10 protein-coding genes are annotated in these 19,166 nt (G+C 38.9%); 3 read left to right on the forward strand and 7 right to left on the reverse strand.

Translation table 11 applies throughout. From position 1 onward, the window contains the following. Positions 1–159 precede the first annotated feature (159 nt). Positions 160–1,083: a PRC-barrel domain-containing protein gene (locus ACNI3T_RS13280; protein WP_418228210.1), complete on the forward strand. Its 924-nt coding sequence runs from the start codon at positions 160–162 to the stop codon at positions 1,081–1,083. A 101-nt stretch (positions 1,084–1,184) separates the two neighbouring features. Continuing rightward, complete coding sequence (locus ACNI3T_RS13285; RefSeq protein WP_418228211.1) at positions 1,185–4,406, forward strand: VPS10 domain-containing protein; 3,222 nt, start codon at positions 1,185–1,187, stop codon at positions 4,404–4,406. A gap of 46 nt (positions 4,407–4,452) precedes the next feature. On the opposite strand, the gene ACNI3T_RS13290 is transcribed toward ACNI3T_RS13285, so the two are convergent. Next, the gene (locus ACNI3T_RS13290) at positions 4,453–5,418 is read right to left on the reverse strand and encodes an App1 family protein (protein ID WP_418228212.1); all 966 of its coding nucleotides are present in this window, start codon (positions 5,416–5,418) and stop codon (positions 4,453–4,455) included. A gap of 70 nt (positions 5,419–5,488) precedes the next feature. Here ACNI3T_RS13290 and ACNI3T_RS13295 point away from each other — a divergent pair, with 70 nt between their 5' ends. After that, the gene (locus ACNI3T_RS13295) at positions 5,489–6,391 is read left to right on the forward strand and encodes a diacylglycerol/lipid kinase family protein (protein WP_418228213.1); all 903 of its coding nucleotides are present in this window, start codon (positions 5,489–5,491) and stop codon (positions 6,389–6,391) included. Here the strand turns inward: ACNI3T_RS13295 and ACNI3T_RS13300 are convergent. The 6 genes from ACNI3T_RS13300 to ACNI3T_RS13325 all read right to left on the reverse strand — a co-directional run. Beyond that, positions 6,366–7,286: a GyrI-like domain-containing protein gene (locus ACNI3T_RS13300; protein WP_418228214.1), complete on the reverse strand. Its 921-nt coding sequence runs from the start codon at positions 7,284–7,286 to the stop codon at positions 6,366–6,368. The genes ACNI3T_RS13295 and ACNI3T_RS13300 overlap by 26 nt on opposite strands. A gap of 4 nt (positions 7,287–7,290) precedes the next feature. Then, on the reverse strand, positions 7,291–8,655 hold the full coding sequence (locus tag ACNI3T_RS13305; protein WP_418228215.1) for a vanadium-dependent haloperoxidase: 1,365 nt from the start codon (positions 8,653–8,655) through the stop codon (positions 7,291–7,293). Then, positions 8,639–11,941 (reverse strand): VCBS repeat-containing protein, encoded by a 3,303-nt coding sequence (locus tag ACNI3T_RS13310; protein ID WP_472272716.1) that lies wholly within the window; start codon positions 11,939–11,941, stop codon positions 8,639–8,641. The genes ACNI3T_RS13305 and ACNI3T_RS13310 overlap by 17 nt, the downstream gene beginning before the upstream one ends. Then, positions 11,901–15,272, reverse strand: coding sequence for a VCBS repeat-containing protein (locus ACNI3T_RS13315; RefSeq protein ID WP_418228217.1), 3,372 nt, complete (start codon positions 15,270–15,272; stop codon positions 11,901–11,903). The genes ACNI3T_RS13310 and ACNI3T_RS13315 overlap by 41 nt, the downstream gene beginning before the upstream one ends. Then, a complete protein-coding gene (locus ACNI3T_RS13320; RefSeq protein ID WP_418228218.1) occupies positions 15,265–18,549 on the reverse strand; it encodes a VCBS repeat-containing protein in 3,285 nt (1,094 codons plus the stop codon). Before ACNI3T_RS13320 ends, ACNI3T_RS13315 begins: the two co-directional genes overlap by 8 nt. Before the next feature lie 104 nt (positions 18,550–18,653). Then, on the reverse strand, positions 18,654–19,166 hold a 513-nt coding region (locus ACNI3T_RS13325), incomplete at its 5' end, for a RagB/SusD family nutrient uptake outer membrane protein (protein ID WP_418228219.1).

Consider the following 19,166-nt stretch of genomic DNA (forward strand, 5'->3'; position numbering starts at 1 on the left):
GGATTCTCTTAGTAATTATCCTCGCAATTCTTGCGTTCTTATATTTCTACGGAAGTATGGCTGAAAACGATGATAACGAAATTGATGAGACTGATGATATTACTTTGATATTTGAGAGATCTAATGAAAACACAAACCTCCTGAGTTAAAATATTAGTTATGAGTACAAAAGAAAAACACCTGGTACATTTAAGCCAGCTAAAAGGATACAAAGTAGACAATCATGATCATGATATTCGTGGTTGGAAACTACTGGATCGAGATAAAAAGACAATAGGAAAAGTAGATAACCTCTTAGTGAATAAAGAATTGGGAAAAGTAGTCTATGTAGATGTTCAGGTAGAACAGGACATTATAGACAAAAACCACGACCCCTACTCCACTCAGCATCAAAGTGAGTTTAAGGAGTTTATCAACAAAGAAGGTGAAAATCATATCATCATTCCAATTGGACTAATCGATATCAACGCTACTGAAAAGTACGTATTTACAGATGGAATAGATTACCAGACTTTCGCCGAAACCAAGCGCTATAGATCCGGGACAGATATTAGCAGAAATTATGAGCATCATGTATTGGGATCCTACAATAGAGATAGAGATCATAACAATCATGATGAGTTACACAAGACCGAAAACACTGATCATAATCATTCTACTTTAGATGAATCAATAATGAATGAAAATCGTGATCACGGATATGATAAGCTTTCCGAAGAAGAAAGACGGGTTGAGAGAGAACGAGAAAATATGCAATATTCTTCAGAAGACCGTAAAGCTGCGGTGGATACAAGAATTGATACCGGCCGGGATGATCGCCAATTCTTAGATCGTAAGGCTGGTGAAGAGCTAAACACTTCGGAAAAAAGAACTTCGCAGGATGATTCCTATTCCGGGCGATCATTAAACGAATCTAGAAAACCTATAGATGATCACCATCGTTCCCAGGATTTTCACGTTAAACATACAGGATTCAAACCTGAAAAGTCAATCGACGAAGATCAACAATGGCAGCATGATGACCGAAACTTAGATGATCCTGAAGATTTTTATAGTCGGAGGGAATTCATCAGAAGAAAATAATACAAAGGGACTTTTTAAAGTCCCTTTTTTTGATTTGTGTTTAAAAATCGATTAAGAGAAAATTGCTAACTTGAGATCATATTAAAAATTTGAACATTTTCATGAAATATTCCTACCTGTTAAAGCTTTTTGCTTTAATAATTACCACCAATCTTACAGCACAGAACTTCGATCTTGAACTTTTTAAAAACAAAACTCCCCGAAATATTGGTCCAGCCGGGATGAGTGGACGTGTAACTTCCATAGATGTGGTTAACAGCGACCCAGATATTATGTACGCAGGGACAGCATCCGGTGGATTATGGAAATCTACCAGTGCGGGCATCAAATGGGAACCTATTTTCGATAATGAAGTTACTGCTTCTATAGGAGCAGTTGCGGTGCAACAATCAAATCCATCGGTTATTTGGGTTGGAACTGGTGAAGGTAATCCCAGAAATAGCCTCAATGGTGGCTACGGAATTTATAAAAGTCTTGATGGAGGCAGAACCTGGAATAGTATGGGCCTGGAAAAAACCCGTCATATTCACCGTGTTATCATACATCCCGATAATCCCGATATAGTTTATGTTGCGGCAATAGGTTCACCCTGGGGTGAGCACGAGGAAAGAGGAGTTTACAAAACTACCGATGGTGGTGAATCCTGGAACAAAATTCTGTATACCAATAATCTTTCTGGTGCTGCAGACCTGGTGATGGATCCAAATAATCCCAATAAACTGGTGGCTGCGATGTGGGAACATAAGAGGGATCCCTGGTTTTTTAAATCGGGTGGTGAAGGTTCCGGGCTTTACATAACCTTCGATGGTGGAAAGACATGGAAAAAGAAAACAGAAAAGGACGGACTTCCCAAGGGAGAACTGGGTAGAATTGGACTTGCCATCGCAGCTTCCGATTCCAATATTATGTATGCTTTAGTTGAGTCGAAAAAGAATGCTCTCTACAAATCTGAAGATGGTGGGTTTAGCTGGAAAATGATAAACGATAAGGATGAAATTGGAAACCGACCATTTTATTATTCGGATTTGTTTGTAGACCCTCAGAATGAGAATCGTTTGTATTCTGTTTTTACCTACGTAAACGTTTCTGAAGATGGCGGTAATAGTTTTAAAGAATTGATGCCGGCTTATGGCGTAGACAATGGTATACATCCAGATCATCACGCCTTCTGGATTCATCCGGAAGATGGAAGTTTTTTAATGGACGGGAATGATGGCGGACTCAATATTTCTAAAGATCGTGGCAAAAGCTGGAGATTTGTAGCCAATCTTCCTGTTGCTCAATTCTATCATATTGCTGTGGACAATGAATTTCCTTACAATGTGTATGGTGGAATGCAGGACAATGGAAGCTGGAGAGGTCCCGCTTACGTGTGGAAAGCACAGGGAATCCGAAATTCTTACTGGCAGGAAATTAGCTTTGGTGATGGCTTTGATGTGGTTCCAGATCGAGATGACAGCAGATATGGATGGAGTATGAGTCAGCAGGGATATGTTAGCAGATACGATCATGAAACCGGGAATAACTATTCGGTAAGACCTACACATCCAGATCCTGATGTGGAACTTCGATTTAACTGGAATTCAGCTATAAATATTGATCCGTTCAATAACAATACTATTTACTTCGGAAGTCAATTTGTTCACAAAAGCACAGATAAAGGCTTAACCTGGGAGATTATTTCACCAGACCTAACTACCAATGATCCTGAAAAGCAGAAGCAAACTGAAAGTGGCGGACTTACCATGGATGCCACCGGAGCTGAAAACTTTACCACCATCCTGGTTATTGAGCCTTCTCCATTAGAAGAAGATATGTTATGGGTTGGGACAGATGATGGGAAAGTTCAATATACCCGCGATGGTGGCGCAAACTGGACAGACGTATCAGATAATTTACCAAAACTACCGGAAGGGAGCTGGATCGTACAAATCAAGGCTAGTAATAAGCGAAAAGGCGAAGCATTGCTAGTCGCAAATGATTACCGAAGATTCAATTATGAGCCTTACGCCTATAGAACCAGAAATTATGGAAAAAGCTGGGAGCGAATTGTTGGCAACAAGGATACTGAGAGCTATGCCCTTAGCATTATAGAAGACCCGGTGGAAGAAAATCTATTGTTCCTGGGAACAGATGATGGACTGTATATTTCGCTTGATGCAGGTAAGAACTGGGAGAAATACACCCATGGTTTCCCTACAGTTTCAGTAAAGGATTTGGTGATACATCCACGTGAGCATGATCTGGTCATTGGAACCTTTGGGCGTGCAGCCTGGGTTCTTGACGATATCAGGCCATTTAGAAAACTTGCAGGCGAAAATACGATCCTGGAGAATAAACTAACCTTGTTTGAACCACCTGTAGCTTATCACAATGCCACACAGCAACCAACTGGAAGTAGATTTGGTGGTGATGCAGTCTATCAGGGTGAAAATCGCGAGCAGGGAGCACGAATCTCTTACTTTATAAAAATCGATTCTTCGGAAGAGAAAATTAAGGATGAGAAAGCGAATATAATAGAAGATAAAACTGCTGATGAAGAGGTAGATAAAAAAGCTAATGCCGATAGTATAAATCTGAAGATCTACGATGCAGACCGTTTGATAAGAACCTTGAAGCAGAAGGCTCCGGATAGCACTGGAATTTACACTATAAAATGGTATCTGGATGAAAAGGGAGCAGACAGGCCTTCAAGATCTATCAGAGAATCGAAAAGAGAACCAGGCGGTGTCGCTGTAAAGCCGGGCGATTACCGACTCGTGATGAGTTTCAACGGAGAAACTTCCGAAGAAATGATGGAGGTGAAATCAGATCCTCGTCTGCAGGTTTCAGAAAAGAGTATTTCAGAAGTATACGAAGCAGCCCAGAAGATCGAAAAATGGCAACAAACCGTCGCAGATGCAGTAGAACAATTAGTAAAGAGTAAGAACACAGCAGAAAATTTCGCCGAAGATCTTAAACAAAACCTGAAAGATACTTCAGAAAGGAAGTCGGCAATAAGGAGTGCAGACTCCATTAATAAGAAGCTGGAGGAACATATCGCGCTCTTTTTAGGAAAAGTTGATGATAGACAGGGCATTACAAGAAACAGTGAGAATACAGTGATGACAAGGCTTGGTACGGCATCCAGTTATGTACGATCCAGGCAGAATGGTATTACAAAAACTGAAGAAATTCTTATGGAGCAGGCGCGGGAGGAACTTCAGGAGGCTTTAAACAAAACGAACGAATTCTATAGGGATGTATGGCCAGATTTTAAGGAAGAAATGAACCAAATAGAAATGCCGACTTTTAAAGAAACCAAAATATTTAAAATAGAATAAGCAGATTAAGAGCTCTTCTCCGGAAGGGCTTTTTTTTCAATGCATTCTAGATTATTCCGATCTTCTCAGAATGTTCTATGGCAAGCTTACTATCCCTGAAATAGCAGGTTTTTACATTCATACTTTCAATATTAGCCAGCACTTCCTGAATTTCTTTTTTTGGAGATTTAGAAGTCTGCCGTATATAGATCGCTCTAATATTTTTTGGAAATGTTTTGCAAATTCGTTCGTATAAATAAGGATCATGCTGAGAGTCATCACCTAAAAGGACATATTCCAGATGTGGATAAAATGATATAATATCTTTGATCTTAACAAACTTATGATCGTGATCTCCCCTACCCGTTTTAATGAAATCCATCAATCCGGTCTTTATCTGCTTTAATTTGATCACAGCTTTAGGAAGATCGTGCAAACGTGCGAATTCATCAATGAAATCGTATAGATTCCATTCGCTGGAAGACACATAGAAAAATGAATTAAACGAATTATCTTCTTCTCTACCCGCCCTGCTTAGCTTATGATAATGATCCTTTACCTCTTCAAATATCTTACGATTGTTGATATTCTTAGACAGCATTACGTAGATCTTTTTAAAAAACTTACTGCTGTGTGAAACAAGGAAAGTATCATCGATATCTGAAATGATAGCAAGTTTGCCAGGATGCGGCTTTAGCAGCTCACCTTTTTCTATCATTCCAATATCGCCAGTGTTACAGGTAACTTCATACTCGTGCCATCCCGGCTCTATCTTAGAGTCATAGGGTACAGTAAATCTAAAATATCCATCATCCAGGGTTCTTGTGCTAACTTCCATATCCTGAAATTTTAAATGAACTTCATAGTTGGGTAACGGTTCAATACGAAATTTATGAAGTAAAGCATAAGCGTGTTTAATTCCTTTCCTGTCTACACTATATTTATCTGGAGCCCAGGATTGGAACAGATGTCCAAAAACAACTAGTTCTTTTTCATTTACATAACCCCGATAAAGTTTAAGATCAAGCTTCAAAATTTGGCCTTTTTTTAAAATCACTCCGTTCCAAAATACTTAATTTTAGAGGTATATCAACCAATAACACATGAATTTTAACCAAGTTTTATTGATAGTGAACCCTATTTCCGGTGATTTGGATAAAAAGCAGATTATCCAACAGGCACGTGATTATGCAAAAACTCATCAAATCACTATACATCTTTTCGCTACTACTGGAAAAGAGGACGTTCAGAAGATCCAGGATCGCTTGAAATCGCTAAAGATCGAAAGGATCATTGCAATAGGTGGGGATGGGACTATTAACCTGGTAGCCAAAGCGATAAAAAGCTATAGTATTCCCTTAGGCATTATTCCCGCAGGATCTGCAAATGGATTAGCTACAAATTTCGGCATCCCCGAATCTATTGAAGAACAGGTGAAAATAGCCTTTGGTGACACTATTTTCGAAATGGATCTACTAAAAATGAATGACGATATCTGTCTTCATCTCAGTGATTTTGGTGTAAATGCTGAACTTATTCAGAATTATGAAGACTCCAGATTTCGGGGGAAATTCGGGTATTTATTGCAATCACTTCCAACATTGATAAATAGTGAATATCCTTTTGATTTTGAAGTAGAAACCAACTTTAAAAAACGACAAACCAGCGGTGCACTTCTTGCCATAGCGAATGCAAATAAGTATGGTACTGGGGCTAATATCAATCCCACTGGAAAGATGGACGATGGTAAGTTTGAGATCATTATTTATAAAAAACTAGATTTGGTAGAAATAGTTAAGACTGTACGTAATGAAAACGATATTAATTCTGATGTTGTTGAAACCTTTCAGGTAAAAGAAGCAAAGATCACCTGTAAAAAGCCTGTAGCCTTTCAGATCGATGGAGAATTCAAAGGAGAAAGTTCTGAGGTGAAAATTTGTATTATGGATGACAAACTAAAGGTTGTGGTACCGGCAGATTTTAATTCTCAGGCTTCACAGGCATAAAGATCTCGGCTTTCCAGCTTAATGCTTCACCACCAGTTTTAGGATTGTTCCAGAAGATCTCCAGTGGTAAATTACTTGTCTTAAGGTCCCTGTTCTTAGCTTCAGAAAGCAATTCGTGCCATGCAAGATCTGAGCTTCTGTAATTCCCATTATAGATCGCTTTCAAAGATGTGGTAGCTGGAAATTGCTGAAATTCAATAAATGTATTGGGCCTTATATTCTGGGCAAGATTTACCGGGAAACAAAAATTGTAATCTATGGTCCCCGCCTCCTGATCCCAGGCTCGAATTTTTACAAAAGGGTATCCGGTCAGTTTTAACCGATGAGCTATCTGGAAGTCTTCGAGATAACCAATATCCCTGACCATCTGCATTGCCTTGTTCTCAACCTTAATATCTTCAGCAGGTTTGCAAATACAATCTAGTGCCGGGGAATAAACAATACTGTCTATAACCTGCACTTTATAAGCCGACTGCTTTATAAGAAGCTCCTTACCAAATTTGAGAAATGAATTTTCGAGGCTATCTATATATTCACTTTTAGAAAATGGATTCAATAACGCCAGCCTGTTTTTAATTTTCTCACCCGATGCTACATTTAAAGAAATATTAGTAGCGGTATCTTTTTGGTTTTCAAGCTCCCAAAGAAGATCAAGTTCCCGATCTCCAAATTCCAGGGTTTGTTTTAGTGCATCATATCCGTCAGTTTGTTGATAGGAGATTGCCGGTTCACTATCAAAAATGCTATAACTTTCTATTTTTTTAAGTTCTTGCTGAACCATGGCAGGTGAATGATTTGCCCGAAATCTAAACTGGTAATCGTATTCTTTTATGAATAAAAACCAAGCCAGGCTAAAGAGTAGAACACCCAGCAGGATAATAATAAACTTCTTCATCATGTTATTTGGAAGCTAATTCGGAATTTTCAGTAGATTTTGTCATTTGAAGATTATCGATGACATATTTTCCAAGATCCTGTCCCTGGGCTAAGCCAACTTCAATGGCAGCCCGGTAATGAATACCTCCGTATAATCTGCTGTTTGCCGCCTCTTGTGAAGCTTTATTGAATGATTCGAAGCTTCTAACCGGTAGTCCATAATCTACTTCAGTATCATCATCAAATGCAAAGTTATCACCAAAAATATCTGTCAAAGCCGTGGCTGCAGCCGCAGAAATTACAGAATGTCCACTTGTATATTCTGGAAATGGCGGTGTTTGCAGTACAGATGTCCAGTTCTCGTCTATATATTTATTGATAATCGTTTCAGGTCTAACAAGGTTGCTACGATACTTTTCATCCCAGCAACTAATAAAACCATCTGCGATAGCTATGGCAGTCTTAGAATACGCATAAACAGATTTACTGAAGTCGGCTTCATCCTTCTGGCAGGCAATTTTTACAATTCCCATCCAGTGACCTCCCGGAGTGATCTTTTTAGTAGCAAACATTAAGTGTCCTCTTAATATCGAAACATAGGGATTGCAGTCCCAGAACTTGGCGATCGCCATTTCTTCGCTGTTCTCCTCGTCTTTAGCGATTTTCTCTCTAATATTATAAACTTCCATGAGTTCTGTGTGAAATCTAGAGCCTTCTTCCATAGAAAATTCTGGTGGTGGTGCCGGTTTAAACTGATCAGCTTCTTTGATCACGAAAGGTCTGATTTTCATCCAGTGTGGTTCGATCCCATCCATATAAGAAGGAGGCGTTGGCTGCCATCTGCTTTCATCATCTGTAAGAATAGAAAATTTGGGCATAGTTCGCGTTTCAGAATAATTATCCTGTTTCAACCAATCCTTTATATGAGCGGCTACCCTTTTCCCATAAGCTTCGGAAACTTTAAAGGATCTTTCATTCGTATTTTTCCACTTGGTAAATAAACTATCACTTTTGATAGTCACTTTATCTTCTGAAAATACCAGGCTGGTTGCTATGTCGTAAAATGCTACAATTGCCGCAACTTCAGGGTTTGTGAGATCAGATTCTGGAGCCGGAACTTCCTCGAGATTGGTCAACTGACCTGAAAGACTTTGATAATTCTCATCAAACTGCGCCATGACTTCATAAGCAGCGATATTGGAATATGCATATACTCTACTTGCCACAGGAGGTGAAAAGATATCGTGCACCATCGTTTTACTGATGTGTTCATTGGCAGTATGAAAATCATCTGCTGTTACAACGATCTCTTTCTCTTCCTTTGAACAGGAAATGAAAAGAAGCAGACAACATGATAAGATGGTAAAATTTTTAAAAACTGAATTCATAGATTTCAATTTCTGAATTATTTATGGTCACTATAAGATAGGACTTGTTAGCAATTTTAATGATCGAAAAATCTTTAACAGATTTTTGTGATAAATTTAAACCAATTTCATCAGAATCGAGAATTTTATCCTGATTTAACATCAGCATTCCACCCATCGCATCAAATCTACCATGATACGGCGTTATCCCAAAATAATTACCACCTACCAGCACTTCTGTCCTGCCATCTTCATTGAAATCATAACTGAGCATTGCACGTATAGGAGCTGTTTGCAGCTCTTTATCAAAAGCCCTAAAACTGAATTTCCCATTGTTATTCTCCAGGTAGCCAGATGATAATGTATGTACTTCCAGCAGGCTTGCAGAGTCTAGTTCTTCTTTAGAAAAGATCTCATCAATGCTTTTTCCTGCATAGTCTTTATACTGAGGGAACTTCTTACGCATCTGGTTCAGCTGTGCGCTCAATTCGTCAAGACCATACGGCATATAATACTTCCCACCTTTTTCCATTGCGATGATGGTTTCAGTCAGGCCATTTTTATCAAAATCCTTATGATATAATTTTAGAGGATGCTCGGCAGAAGCTTTTAGTTTAGTATTTAGGCCCCAGTTACCCAAAAGGTAATCCATATCTCCATCGTGATCAATATCAGAAGCTATCAAGGTTTGCCATAATCCATTGAGTGGCATATTTTCCAAAGCAGCCGATTTTGCAAATGTTCCGTTGTTATTTTCCAGGATTTGAGGAGACATCCACTCGCCTACCATCATCATATCCAGATCTTGATCACTATCAATATCTGTCCAGATCATATCATTCACCATTCCAATGTTCTCAAAAATCCCAGGTTGTACTTCAGTAAATTTGCCGTTGTCATTTCGTAATAGTACCGACTTTGGGATCGCTCCATACTGATAATTCTGTGCGTTACTGCCGATAAAAATATCCACATCACCGTCATCATCATAATCGGCAGTTTTGATCACAGAAGAATTAAGGAATAGTTGAGGAAGCAACTCCGACTTCTGGAAATCCCCTTCTTTAGAATTATAATAGATCCTGTCCTGCAACCACTTATTCTTACCAACAGACTCTCCTCCGCCTGAAGCTATCAAGATATCCTGGAGTCCGTCACTATTGAGATCTGCAATAGTTATCGAAGCGTCTTCGGCCAATGAATCACTTGATATTGCCTTAAAATTCTTTTTTCTGAATTCACCTTTTTGCTGATAATACACAGCTGCAGGCTTAAACCTGGATGCTCCAAAAATGATATCTTCCGCCCCGTCATTATTCAAATCTGCTACCTGAACGGCAGGTCCAAGATCTGAAGTTTGATGTGGTATCAATTTTTGCACATCAAAATCATTATAAGTATTCTCCTTATGCTCATAATCGATCCCAAAGTTTTCAGTTCTTTTGAATTGAAAATCGCTTCGGGATTTAAATATTTCAGAAGTTTTGATACTATCATTTGCATTGGAAAAATTCAGCGAAAGAGTAGAATTTAATTCTGGTGAAATGATACGTTGAGAACGATTTCCAGGCCAGAATAGTCTTAGACTATCTACAGTTTCTCCTTGTTTTAAGCCGAAATGTATCAAAGGTTCAGATGAAGACTGAAAAGCTTTAGTGCTATATAATTGTCGTACTTGAAAACCTTCAGAAGTAAAAATAACCGCTTTGGTGCCTATTCCTAAGGAATTCAAATCTGGTCCCTGAAGTTTCAGTTTTAAATAATTTCCTTCAGCAAAATCATTGATATAGATACTGGCAGGTGCATTAATGTTATTGGTTACAATATCGAGATCGCCATCATTATCCAGATCGCCATAGGCCACTCCCGTTGAAATAATGGAATCATTTGCGATCCATTTATTGGTTACATTTTCAAACTGTCCACTCCCAGAACCCTTAAAGGCATAATTTGTCACTGCTCCCGAAGGCATTTTGCCGAGCACTTCATTATCCACGATCGTGGTTTTATCAAGCTTCTTCTGAATTTGCTCGTTAGAAGTATATTTCACGTAATCCAGATCATTAGGACGTCTGGGTATCCCGTTACTTATAAAAAGATCCTGAGATCCATCCTGATCAAAATCTGCAAAAAGAGGTCCCCAACTCCAGTCTGTAGCTGCTACTCCGCTCATCAAAGCTGTTTCTGCAAAGAATTTACCGCCTTTATTGATCTGCAACATATTACGGGTGTATTGCGGGTGATAACCGAGTTTCTCTATACGAAAACGGTCAAGGTTCACATTGTCATCTCCTGCGGAAGATTTCAGAACGGTTTCGTCTTCTGGAAGCATGTCCAGTGTGATCAAGTCTACGAATCCATCATTATTGATATCTGCCGCATCATTTCCCATGGAAAACCTGGAAGTATGACCAAACCTCGTTTTTAGTTCCTCGCTGAAAGTACCGTCCCCGTTATTAAGGTAGTAGTAATCATCTTCATGAAAATCATTTCCTATATAAACATCTGTAAATCCATCATTATTAAAATCGGCAGTAGTAATACCAAGTCCATACGAATTCGCGCCACCATAGATTCCCGCTTGCTCACTGATGTCCCTAAACTTACCGTTTTCGTTAAGCATCAATTTATCACCGCTTTCATAAACCCGGTTATTCCTGATATTTGCCGGCCCGAATGATTCATTGGTGTGCACGGCATGATTCAAAATATATGCATCAAGATCACCATCATTGTCAAGGTCAAAAAATGAAGTCTGGGAACTGTAAGTGTCCAGATCAAGACCATATTCAGCCGCCCTTTCGGTAAAAGTAAGATCACCGTTATTGATGAATAATTCGTTATGGCCGAGAAATCCATTCACGCCTACTACTGCAGAAACGTAGATATCCAATAATCCATCGCCATTTACATCGGCCATGGTGGTACCTGTATTCCATGTGCTTTGACCACCAACTCCAGCCGTTTCAGTAATATCTTCGAATTTCAGGGATCCTTTATTGAGATACAACCGATTTTGAACCTGGTTTCCGGTGAAATAAATATCTGGAAGTCCGTCGTTATTGATGTCTCCAATACTTACGCCTCCTCCATTGTAGAAATAGAGATAATCCAGAATGTTCTGGTCCCGGGTTTCTGTAAGCTCGTTGATAAAATCAATGCCAGTTACCTCTGCCTTGAGATTACTAAAAAACAGTGATTCCTGCTCCTTTTCTCTGTCCTTAGCACAGGAGAAAAGAAAAATAACCAGGAAAGAAATAAAGAATCTACGGATTGCTGATTTCAAAAATTCGAGGTTTTTGGTCATTAATAGCAGCGATTATAAAAGTCTTCCCATTCTTATCACGAATACGTTTCAGGAACTTGACTTCGTCCCGAATATGAAAACCACTTTCTTTAAAATCTTTCCATTCAAAATTCATATTTCCGTCGCCAAGCAATACGTTACCATAACCAGCATCAAGTCGGCTAAATTGTGGTTTAAATTCAAAATCATTACCAGCCATCACCAAATCAAGATTACCGTCATTGTTAACGTCTACGCATGATATCCCGCAAACGCAAGAAAACTGAACTCGTCCCGGAAGTTTCTGAATCTTAAACTGACCTTTCCCGTCATTGATAGCTATGATTGTTTCTGAAATATTCGCTTCTTTGACTATAGAATTCTGAATTTTTTGATCAGGAATTAATTCCTGTACGGTTTTCTTAGCGTATTCTGAAGCTTTCAAATTTTCCTTTTTTAAAAAAACGAGTTGGGAAATCATCTCCTTCTTCATGTGCAATGGATAGTCCTTGCCTTCGCTATGCAAGGTTACGATCTGTTCGATAGTTCCATTATCATCGTAATCATTTACCCACAATTTCATAGGATTTTCAAAACTGGTCTCATATGCCAGGTTGGCTCCCTTATTCCCCAAAACCAGGTCCATATCACCGTCATTATCCAGATCTGCAGTTTCCACCGTATTCCACCATCCGGTATACTTTTCCAGGTCATTCTTAAGCAGGCTTAATCTATTTCCAGAATTAGTATAAACATGAGGCGCACCCCAATCTGAAACTGTGATCAGGTCTTTTTTTCCGTCGCCATCTATATCTTCCCAGGTGGCATCGGTAATCATCCCGGCATATTTAACATCATAAGCAACTCTTTCTGTGGCATTCACAAATTCACCATTCCCTTGATTTTCGAGAAATAAATGTTGTGGGTCAATTCCATAATTTACCGCAACACTTCTGGAACCTATAAAAATATCCACGTCACCATCATTGTCGAAATCATGGGGAGCGATCGTAGCCACGTTTTGTTCTACGGAAGGGATCTTCGCCTGTGTTGGTTTAAAATTCCCTCGACCATCGTTTAGGTAAAGTCTTGGACGGTAATTCTTAGATTCGCCAATCTCGTTCCCTCCAGAGCCTATCATTAGATCTATTTTCCCATCGCCGTTTGCATCAAAGAATGCAGCTGCGGTATCTTCAAACATCGCATCGGCAATCAAAGCGGGTTGATTCATTTTCTGCAGATTTCCATTTCTACGATTCAGATAAATAGTTCCAGCTTGTTTTTTAGCCCCGCCAATAAATACATCCTCATTTCCATCATTATTGATATCGCCAACTGCCATTGCCGGACCTTCCTGGCTCAATTTTTTATAGATCATTCCTTCATAATCAAAATCTGTATATTGATTTTCAGTATGACTTTCCAGTTTATCGTTGGAAACTTCGGTAAGCAGGGTCTTTGAATTTGTTCGTTTCTCGATCTTAAACTGATCCTTAGCTTCGGAATGATTCAGCACTAAAGTTTGATTAGCTTTTACATTTTGAAGCAATTGAGTCGCATTGTCTGGCCAGATCACTCTCAAGGAATCAAGGTTCTGTTTCTTACCTAGACCAATATTCATCACGTAATCCATAGAGGACTGAAAGCCCCGAGACGGATTTTCATCCTGCAAAATGACCTCTTCTCCTGCATACATTTTGACAACAGCTCCAATCGCGAACCTGTTCTTATCGGCACCTTCCAGCTTAATTCTAAGGTAATTATGATCTGCAATCTTTTCAGAATTGTTTCTGTAAATAAAGGAATTCATATTAACGTTATTTACAACCAGATCAAGATCTCCATCATTATCAAGATCACCATATGCGCAGCCATTACTAAGACTTGGTAAGCCCAACCCCCATTCTTCAGCCTTGTTTTTGAATTTAAGATTACCCTGATTTTGAAAAGCATAATTAGGCAACTTGGTTACTGGCATTTTATTGATAATAGAATCAATTGCCTCCTTTTTCCCTGTTAAAGCCATTTTCTGAATGATCTCATTAGCAAAGAACTCAACAAAATCCAGATCTGTTAGATCATGATTAATTCCATTGGTAACATATATATCACGGTTTCCATCATTATCCATATCAAAAATAAGACCTGCCCAACTCCAGTCTGTACTTTCAACGCCACTAAAATGAGCGATCTCTGAAAATGACTCGTTCCCATTATTTAATTGCAGCGTATTATGAATGTATTGCTGGAAAAAATCCTTGCTTTGCTTCAGTTTAAAGACGTTGTAACCTTCAAATTCCATCACAGATTTCACCCTTTCTTCAGTATCGGGAAGCATATCGGTGATAAAAATATCAGCAAAACCATCATTATTGATATCTGCCATATCCACTCCCATCGCAGAAAGACATAAGTGCTGAGTCCAGTTTTCAATTTCTTCAGTAAAGGTGCCATCCTGATTATTGATGTATAAATAATCACGCTCGTAGAAATCATTGGACACATAAATATCTGGATACAGGTCGTTGTTGAAATCACTAACCATCACACCAAGCCCAAAACCTATCAGACTTCCGAAGATACCTGCGTCCTCGCTTACATCGGTAAATACGCCGTCATCATTTCTAAGCAGCATATCTCCTACTCCTCTGAAAATTTTTGGCACTCCCTCCCAGTCTTGCGCTCGAATATTCCTTTGCTCGGCAAAACCAAGAGTACTCACAGGAATGTTAGAATTATTTAAAATATAGGCATCCAGATCACCATCCTTATCATAATCAAAGAAGGATGCATGAGTGCTAAATCCGGTTTCCGCAAGGTTATATTCATGAGCTCTTTGAGTAAAAGTTAGATCACCATTATTTATATACAGATCATTATCGTGATTATCGCCTTCCATATTTCCGGCATTACTTACATAAATATCGAGGAGGCCGTCGTTATTGATATCTACCATATTGACTCCGGTGGACCATGGTTTGTTACCTTCCACGCCAGCAGATTCACTAATATCTTCAAACTCGAAATTACCCTTGTTCAGATATAATTTGTTCGGCTTCATATTGGCGGTTAGATAGATGTCTGGGAGTCCGTCATTATTAATATCACCAATGGCAACACCACCACCATTATAAAAGTTCCGGTACTTGAAAATATTGAAGTCTGGCTGATTCTTGACTTCGTTGATAAAATCAATTCCTGTTTCTTCTGGAAGCATTTCAGTAAAAAGAGTATTCTGAGAGCGGATTTTTTCTTCGGAATCATTCTCTTCACTTTTTTTATTTGAATCGCAAGAGACTATAAATATTGAAAAGCAAATAGCTAAAACCTGAAAGTAACTGGTTCTATTCATTTTTATTCGTTGATTTTAAAATTACAGGAGTATCGTCGTTCCTTGTAATGATCACGTATTCCTGGTTCCCCACACATATTTTTCCTATGTCACGTGCTGCCCCGGAGATCGCTGGAAATTCTTTCGAAACTGTGAAATTCGCGTTGCCATCATTTAATAGTAAAACACCGTGTGAAGCATCTAATCTACCTAATTGAGTGCTTATTTCATAGTTATTTCCTGCCAAAAGAATGTCTTGGAGACCATCAGCATTATAATCTGAAACTTCTATAGACATCATTACTGAAACCTGAGCTTCAAAAGCTAATTCATGTTTTTTGAACGTTCCATTTCCGAAATTTTCAAAATAGCAGGAGGCTAGCTCCGTAACGTTTTTTAGCTGTGCTTCTTCTAATTTTTCCTTCTGAAATATATCTGAAAGCTCTGCATTCGCAAACTGTTCATAGGTATTAAATCTTTTCTTCAAATATGGCAATTGTTGATCCAGTTCATCTTTTGAAGCAAATACGGTTTCTTCACCTTTATAGAAATATGTTAGAATAGGATCTGAAGTAGCGTTCCCATCAAAGTCATTCAGGTAAAGATTTACGGGCTCTTCCCGCGATGCAGTAAGTCTGGAATTAAGACCCCAATTCGCAGCCACAAGATCAAGGTCTCCATCGTTATCAAAGTCGGCAAGCTCCAGATCATTCCACCAACCTTGATAATCTGATAAATTACTATCCATTCTCGAAAAAGACTTGCCGCTATTATTGAGATAGATCTCCGGTGCATTCCAATGTCCTGCCATTATTAGGTCCAAATAACCATCTCTGTTGAAATCAACCCATTTTGATGTTTGAACGTTCCCGGGAAGTTCTTTGAAGTATTTCCTGGTGGCATCTCTAAATTTACCTTTATCGTTGATAAAAAGAAACTGTTCTGAGCTGGAACCAAATTCATGCGGTTTAATACTGGAGGAGATAAAGACGTCCTGAAATCCATCATTATTGATGTCTGCCACACTAACCCCTGAAGCATTGAAGGAAAGTCCGTTAAAATTATTACTGTCTTTTCTGAATTGACCATCTTCATTCACATATAGTTTTGGTTGAATTGCATCACCAGATCTGAATTCATTTCCACCGCTTACCACGAGTATGTCCAGATCACCATCATTATCGTGATCCAGCAAAGCGATGTCGGTATTTTCTGAAATGGCATCAGGCTCAAATGCTGAAGTCTCAAATTTTTCAAAAAATTCATCGTTCTGGAAGAAAACCTGCAGTGGCTGTGACTTGCCACCGCCCAGAACCAGATCCATTTGGCCATCTCCATTTAAATCCCCAGTCGCCATCGTTGGCCCAGAGTTGGAATACGCAAATAAGCTCAAAGGTTGCCTATTGAAATCAAGACTTGCCTGTTCAACATGCTTGTAGTTCAAAATAGAATCGTTAGCAATTTCATATGCTGGTAGTTTAGCGGTTTCTTTATTATTCTTTGCTGAAGCTGAATACTTAACAATTACTTTTTGATTTGCTTTCACTTTTCCTAATACCGTTTTGCTGCCATCATACCATTTGACCGTAACAGAATCTACTACTGTATTCGATCCCAAACCAAAATGCAATCCTGGAGCGAGTGAAGACAAATAACCTCTGCTCAGGTAATGTTCTTTCATCTGTATTATTTCCTTTGTATGAACAGTGACCTTTGCTCCAATCCCGAATCTATTTCTATCAGGACCTTGTAGATCGATCTTTAAGAAGTTGCTTTCAGTTGTAGTGTTTTCATAAATAAAGGCAGCATCCTCAGTATTATTGGTAACCAGATCAAGATCGCCATCATCGTCAAGATCTACATAAACACTACCATGACTAAAGCTTTTTTGAGCAGGTAACCACTCTTCAGAAGTATTTGTGAACTTTTGATCACCGCTATTCTGGAAAATGTAATTATTAACCTTTTTTTCTGGAAGTCGTTTAGTAAGATTCTCGAGGTCTATTTTTTCACCGGTGCTGATTTGTTGCTGAATCTCTTCCGTAGAAATGAATTTTATATAATCCATATTATTGGTCGCACCTTTGATACCATTGGTGATGAATAGATCCTGATGGGAATCGTTATCAAAATCGGCAAACAAAGCACTCCAGGACCATTCGGTTGCAGCAATGCCACTCAGGTAAGCTACTTCAGAAAACTTTAGATCTCCGCGATTCATATGCAATGTGTTTTGCATATACTGGGGAGCAAATCCATTTCTTAGATAATTGGTATAAGTCTGGAAAGGAAACTCCAGTCCGGAAGTTTTATAGGTATGTAAATTTTCGGGTAGCATATCAAGGGATACAATATCTGCCAGTCCATCATTGTTCATGTCGGCAATATCATTTCCCATGGAGTAATGCGAGGTATGACCAAAACTATCTGGGCTGCTGGTAATTAGATCCTGAAAAGTACCATCCTGCTGATTAATATAGACGTAATCGTTCTCGAAGAAATCATTTCCAACGTAGATATCTGGATAATTGTCATTATTCAGATCACCAACGGCGACACCAAGGCCATAGCCCGTAGGACCCTGAAATATACCTGTTTCTTCGGAAACATCTACAAAAGTTCCTCCGTCATTTCTGAAGATTCGATCTCCTGCCCGGGTATCAAATGAACTACGTTTATTGCCACGACCATAATTTCTATTGGGATGAATGGAATGATTGAGTAAGAACAGATCCAGGTCACCATCCAGATCATAATCCAGGAAGACTGATTGAGTAGAGAACCCACTGAAATCCAGGCCGTATTCCTTAGAGCTTTCCTTAAATTTCAAATTCCCATCGTCATCGATTCCCTTATTTATGTATAATAAGTTATGACCTTGAAGCCCTTCGATGCCTGCTACTTTTGAAAGATAGAGATCCATGAGCCCATCATTGTTAATATCGATATTGGAAACTCCTGTGGTCCAGCCTTCAGAATTATCTATATTACTTTGAGCTGCTACATCCTGAAATTTAAAATTTCCAAGATTGAGATAGAGTTTATCTGATGCCTCATTGGAGGTAAAATATAGATCTGGAAGTCCATCATTATTATAATCTGCAGTAGCCACACCAGCGCCATTATAGTAATATAGATAATTAAGGATGTTTAGGTTAGAGTCCGGATCAAGCTGATTGCTGAAATCAATTCCGGTTGATTCACTGCTTTTTTTAAGAAAAAGAGTTTGCTTTTTCTCACAGGCTGAGAACAGGATAAAGATAAAAATGAAATATGTAAGCCGAATGGCTTTTTCCATAATAAATCGCTTTGAGGAGCAGGTTGAAAGGTAAATAATTTTAACAAATGTATAACAAAAAAAGAGGGCTAAAATAGCCCTCTTTTCATTCAATTTTTAAAAGTTTAGTAACCCTCGTTCTGAGTTAAATTCGGGTTAGATATAATCGCCGATGCCGGGATTGGGTATAATGTTCTGTAATCTTCAGAAGCATCTTTATAACCCCATGCTTCAGTAAACTTACCAAAACGGATCAGGTCATTTCTTCTCCAGAATTCAGAGTAAAGTTCTCTACCACGTTCATCGATAATATCTTCAGAAGTAACTGAACTAAGAGGAGAAGCCTTACGTATCGTTCTAAGTTCATTCACCAATTCTGTAGCGTCTCCACCACCACCGTTAAGTGCAGCTTCAGCTTTCATAAGATGAGCATCTGCATATCTGAAAACGATCTTGTGCCCGGTGAAAGAACCATTCGTTGGGTGGTACTTGATCACACGAACCCCGGTAGACTGACCATTACCTAAAAGTCCAGGAAGTTCTTTTGTAAAACTAAGATCTTTACCAGCTTCGGCCTGTAGTTTAGAACCATCGATCCCGTATTGCTGTCCTATTAACATCCCAAATCCTATTTGAGA

The organism is Christiangramia qingdaonensis (assembly GCF_048381525.1).
Taxonomy (GTDB): domain Bacteria; phylum Bacteroidota; class Bacteroidia; order Flavobacteriales; family Flavobacteriaceae; genus Christiangramia.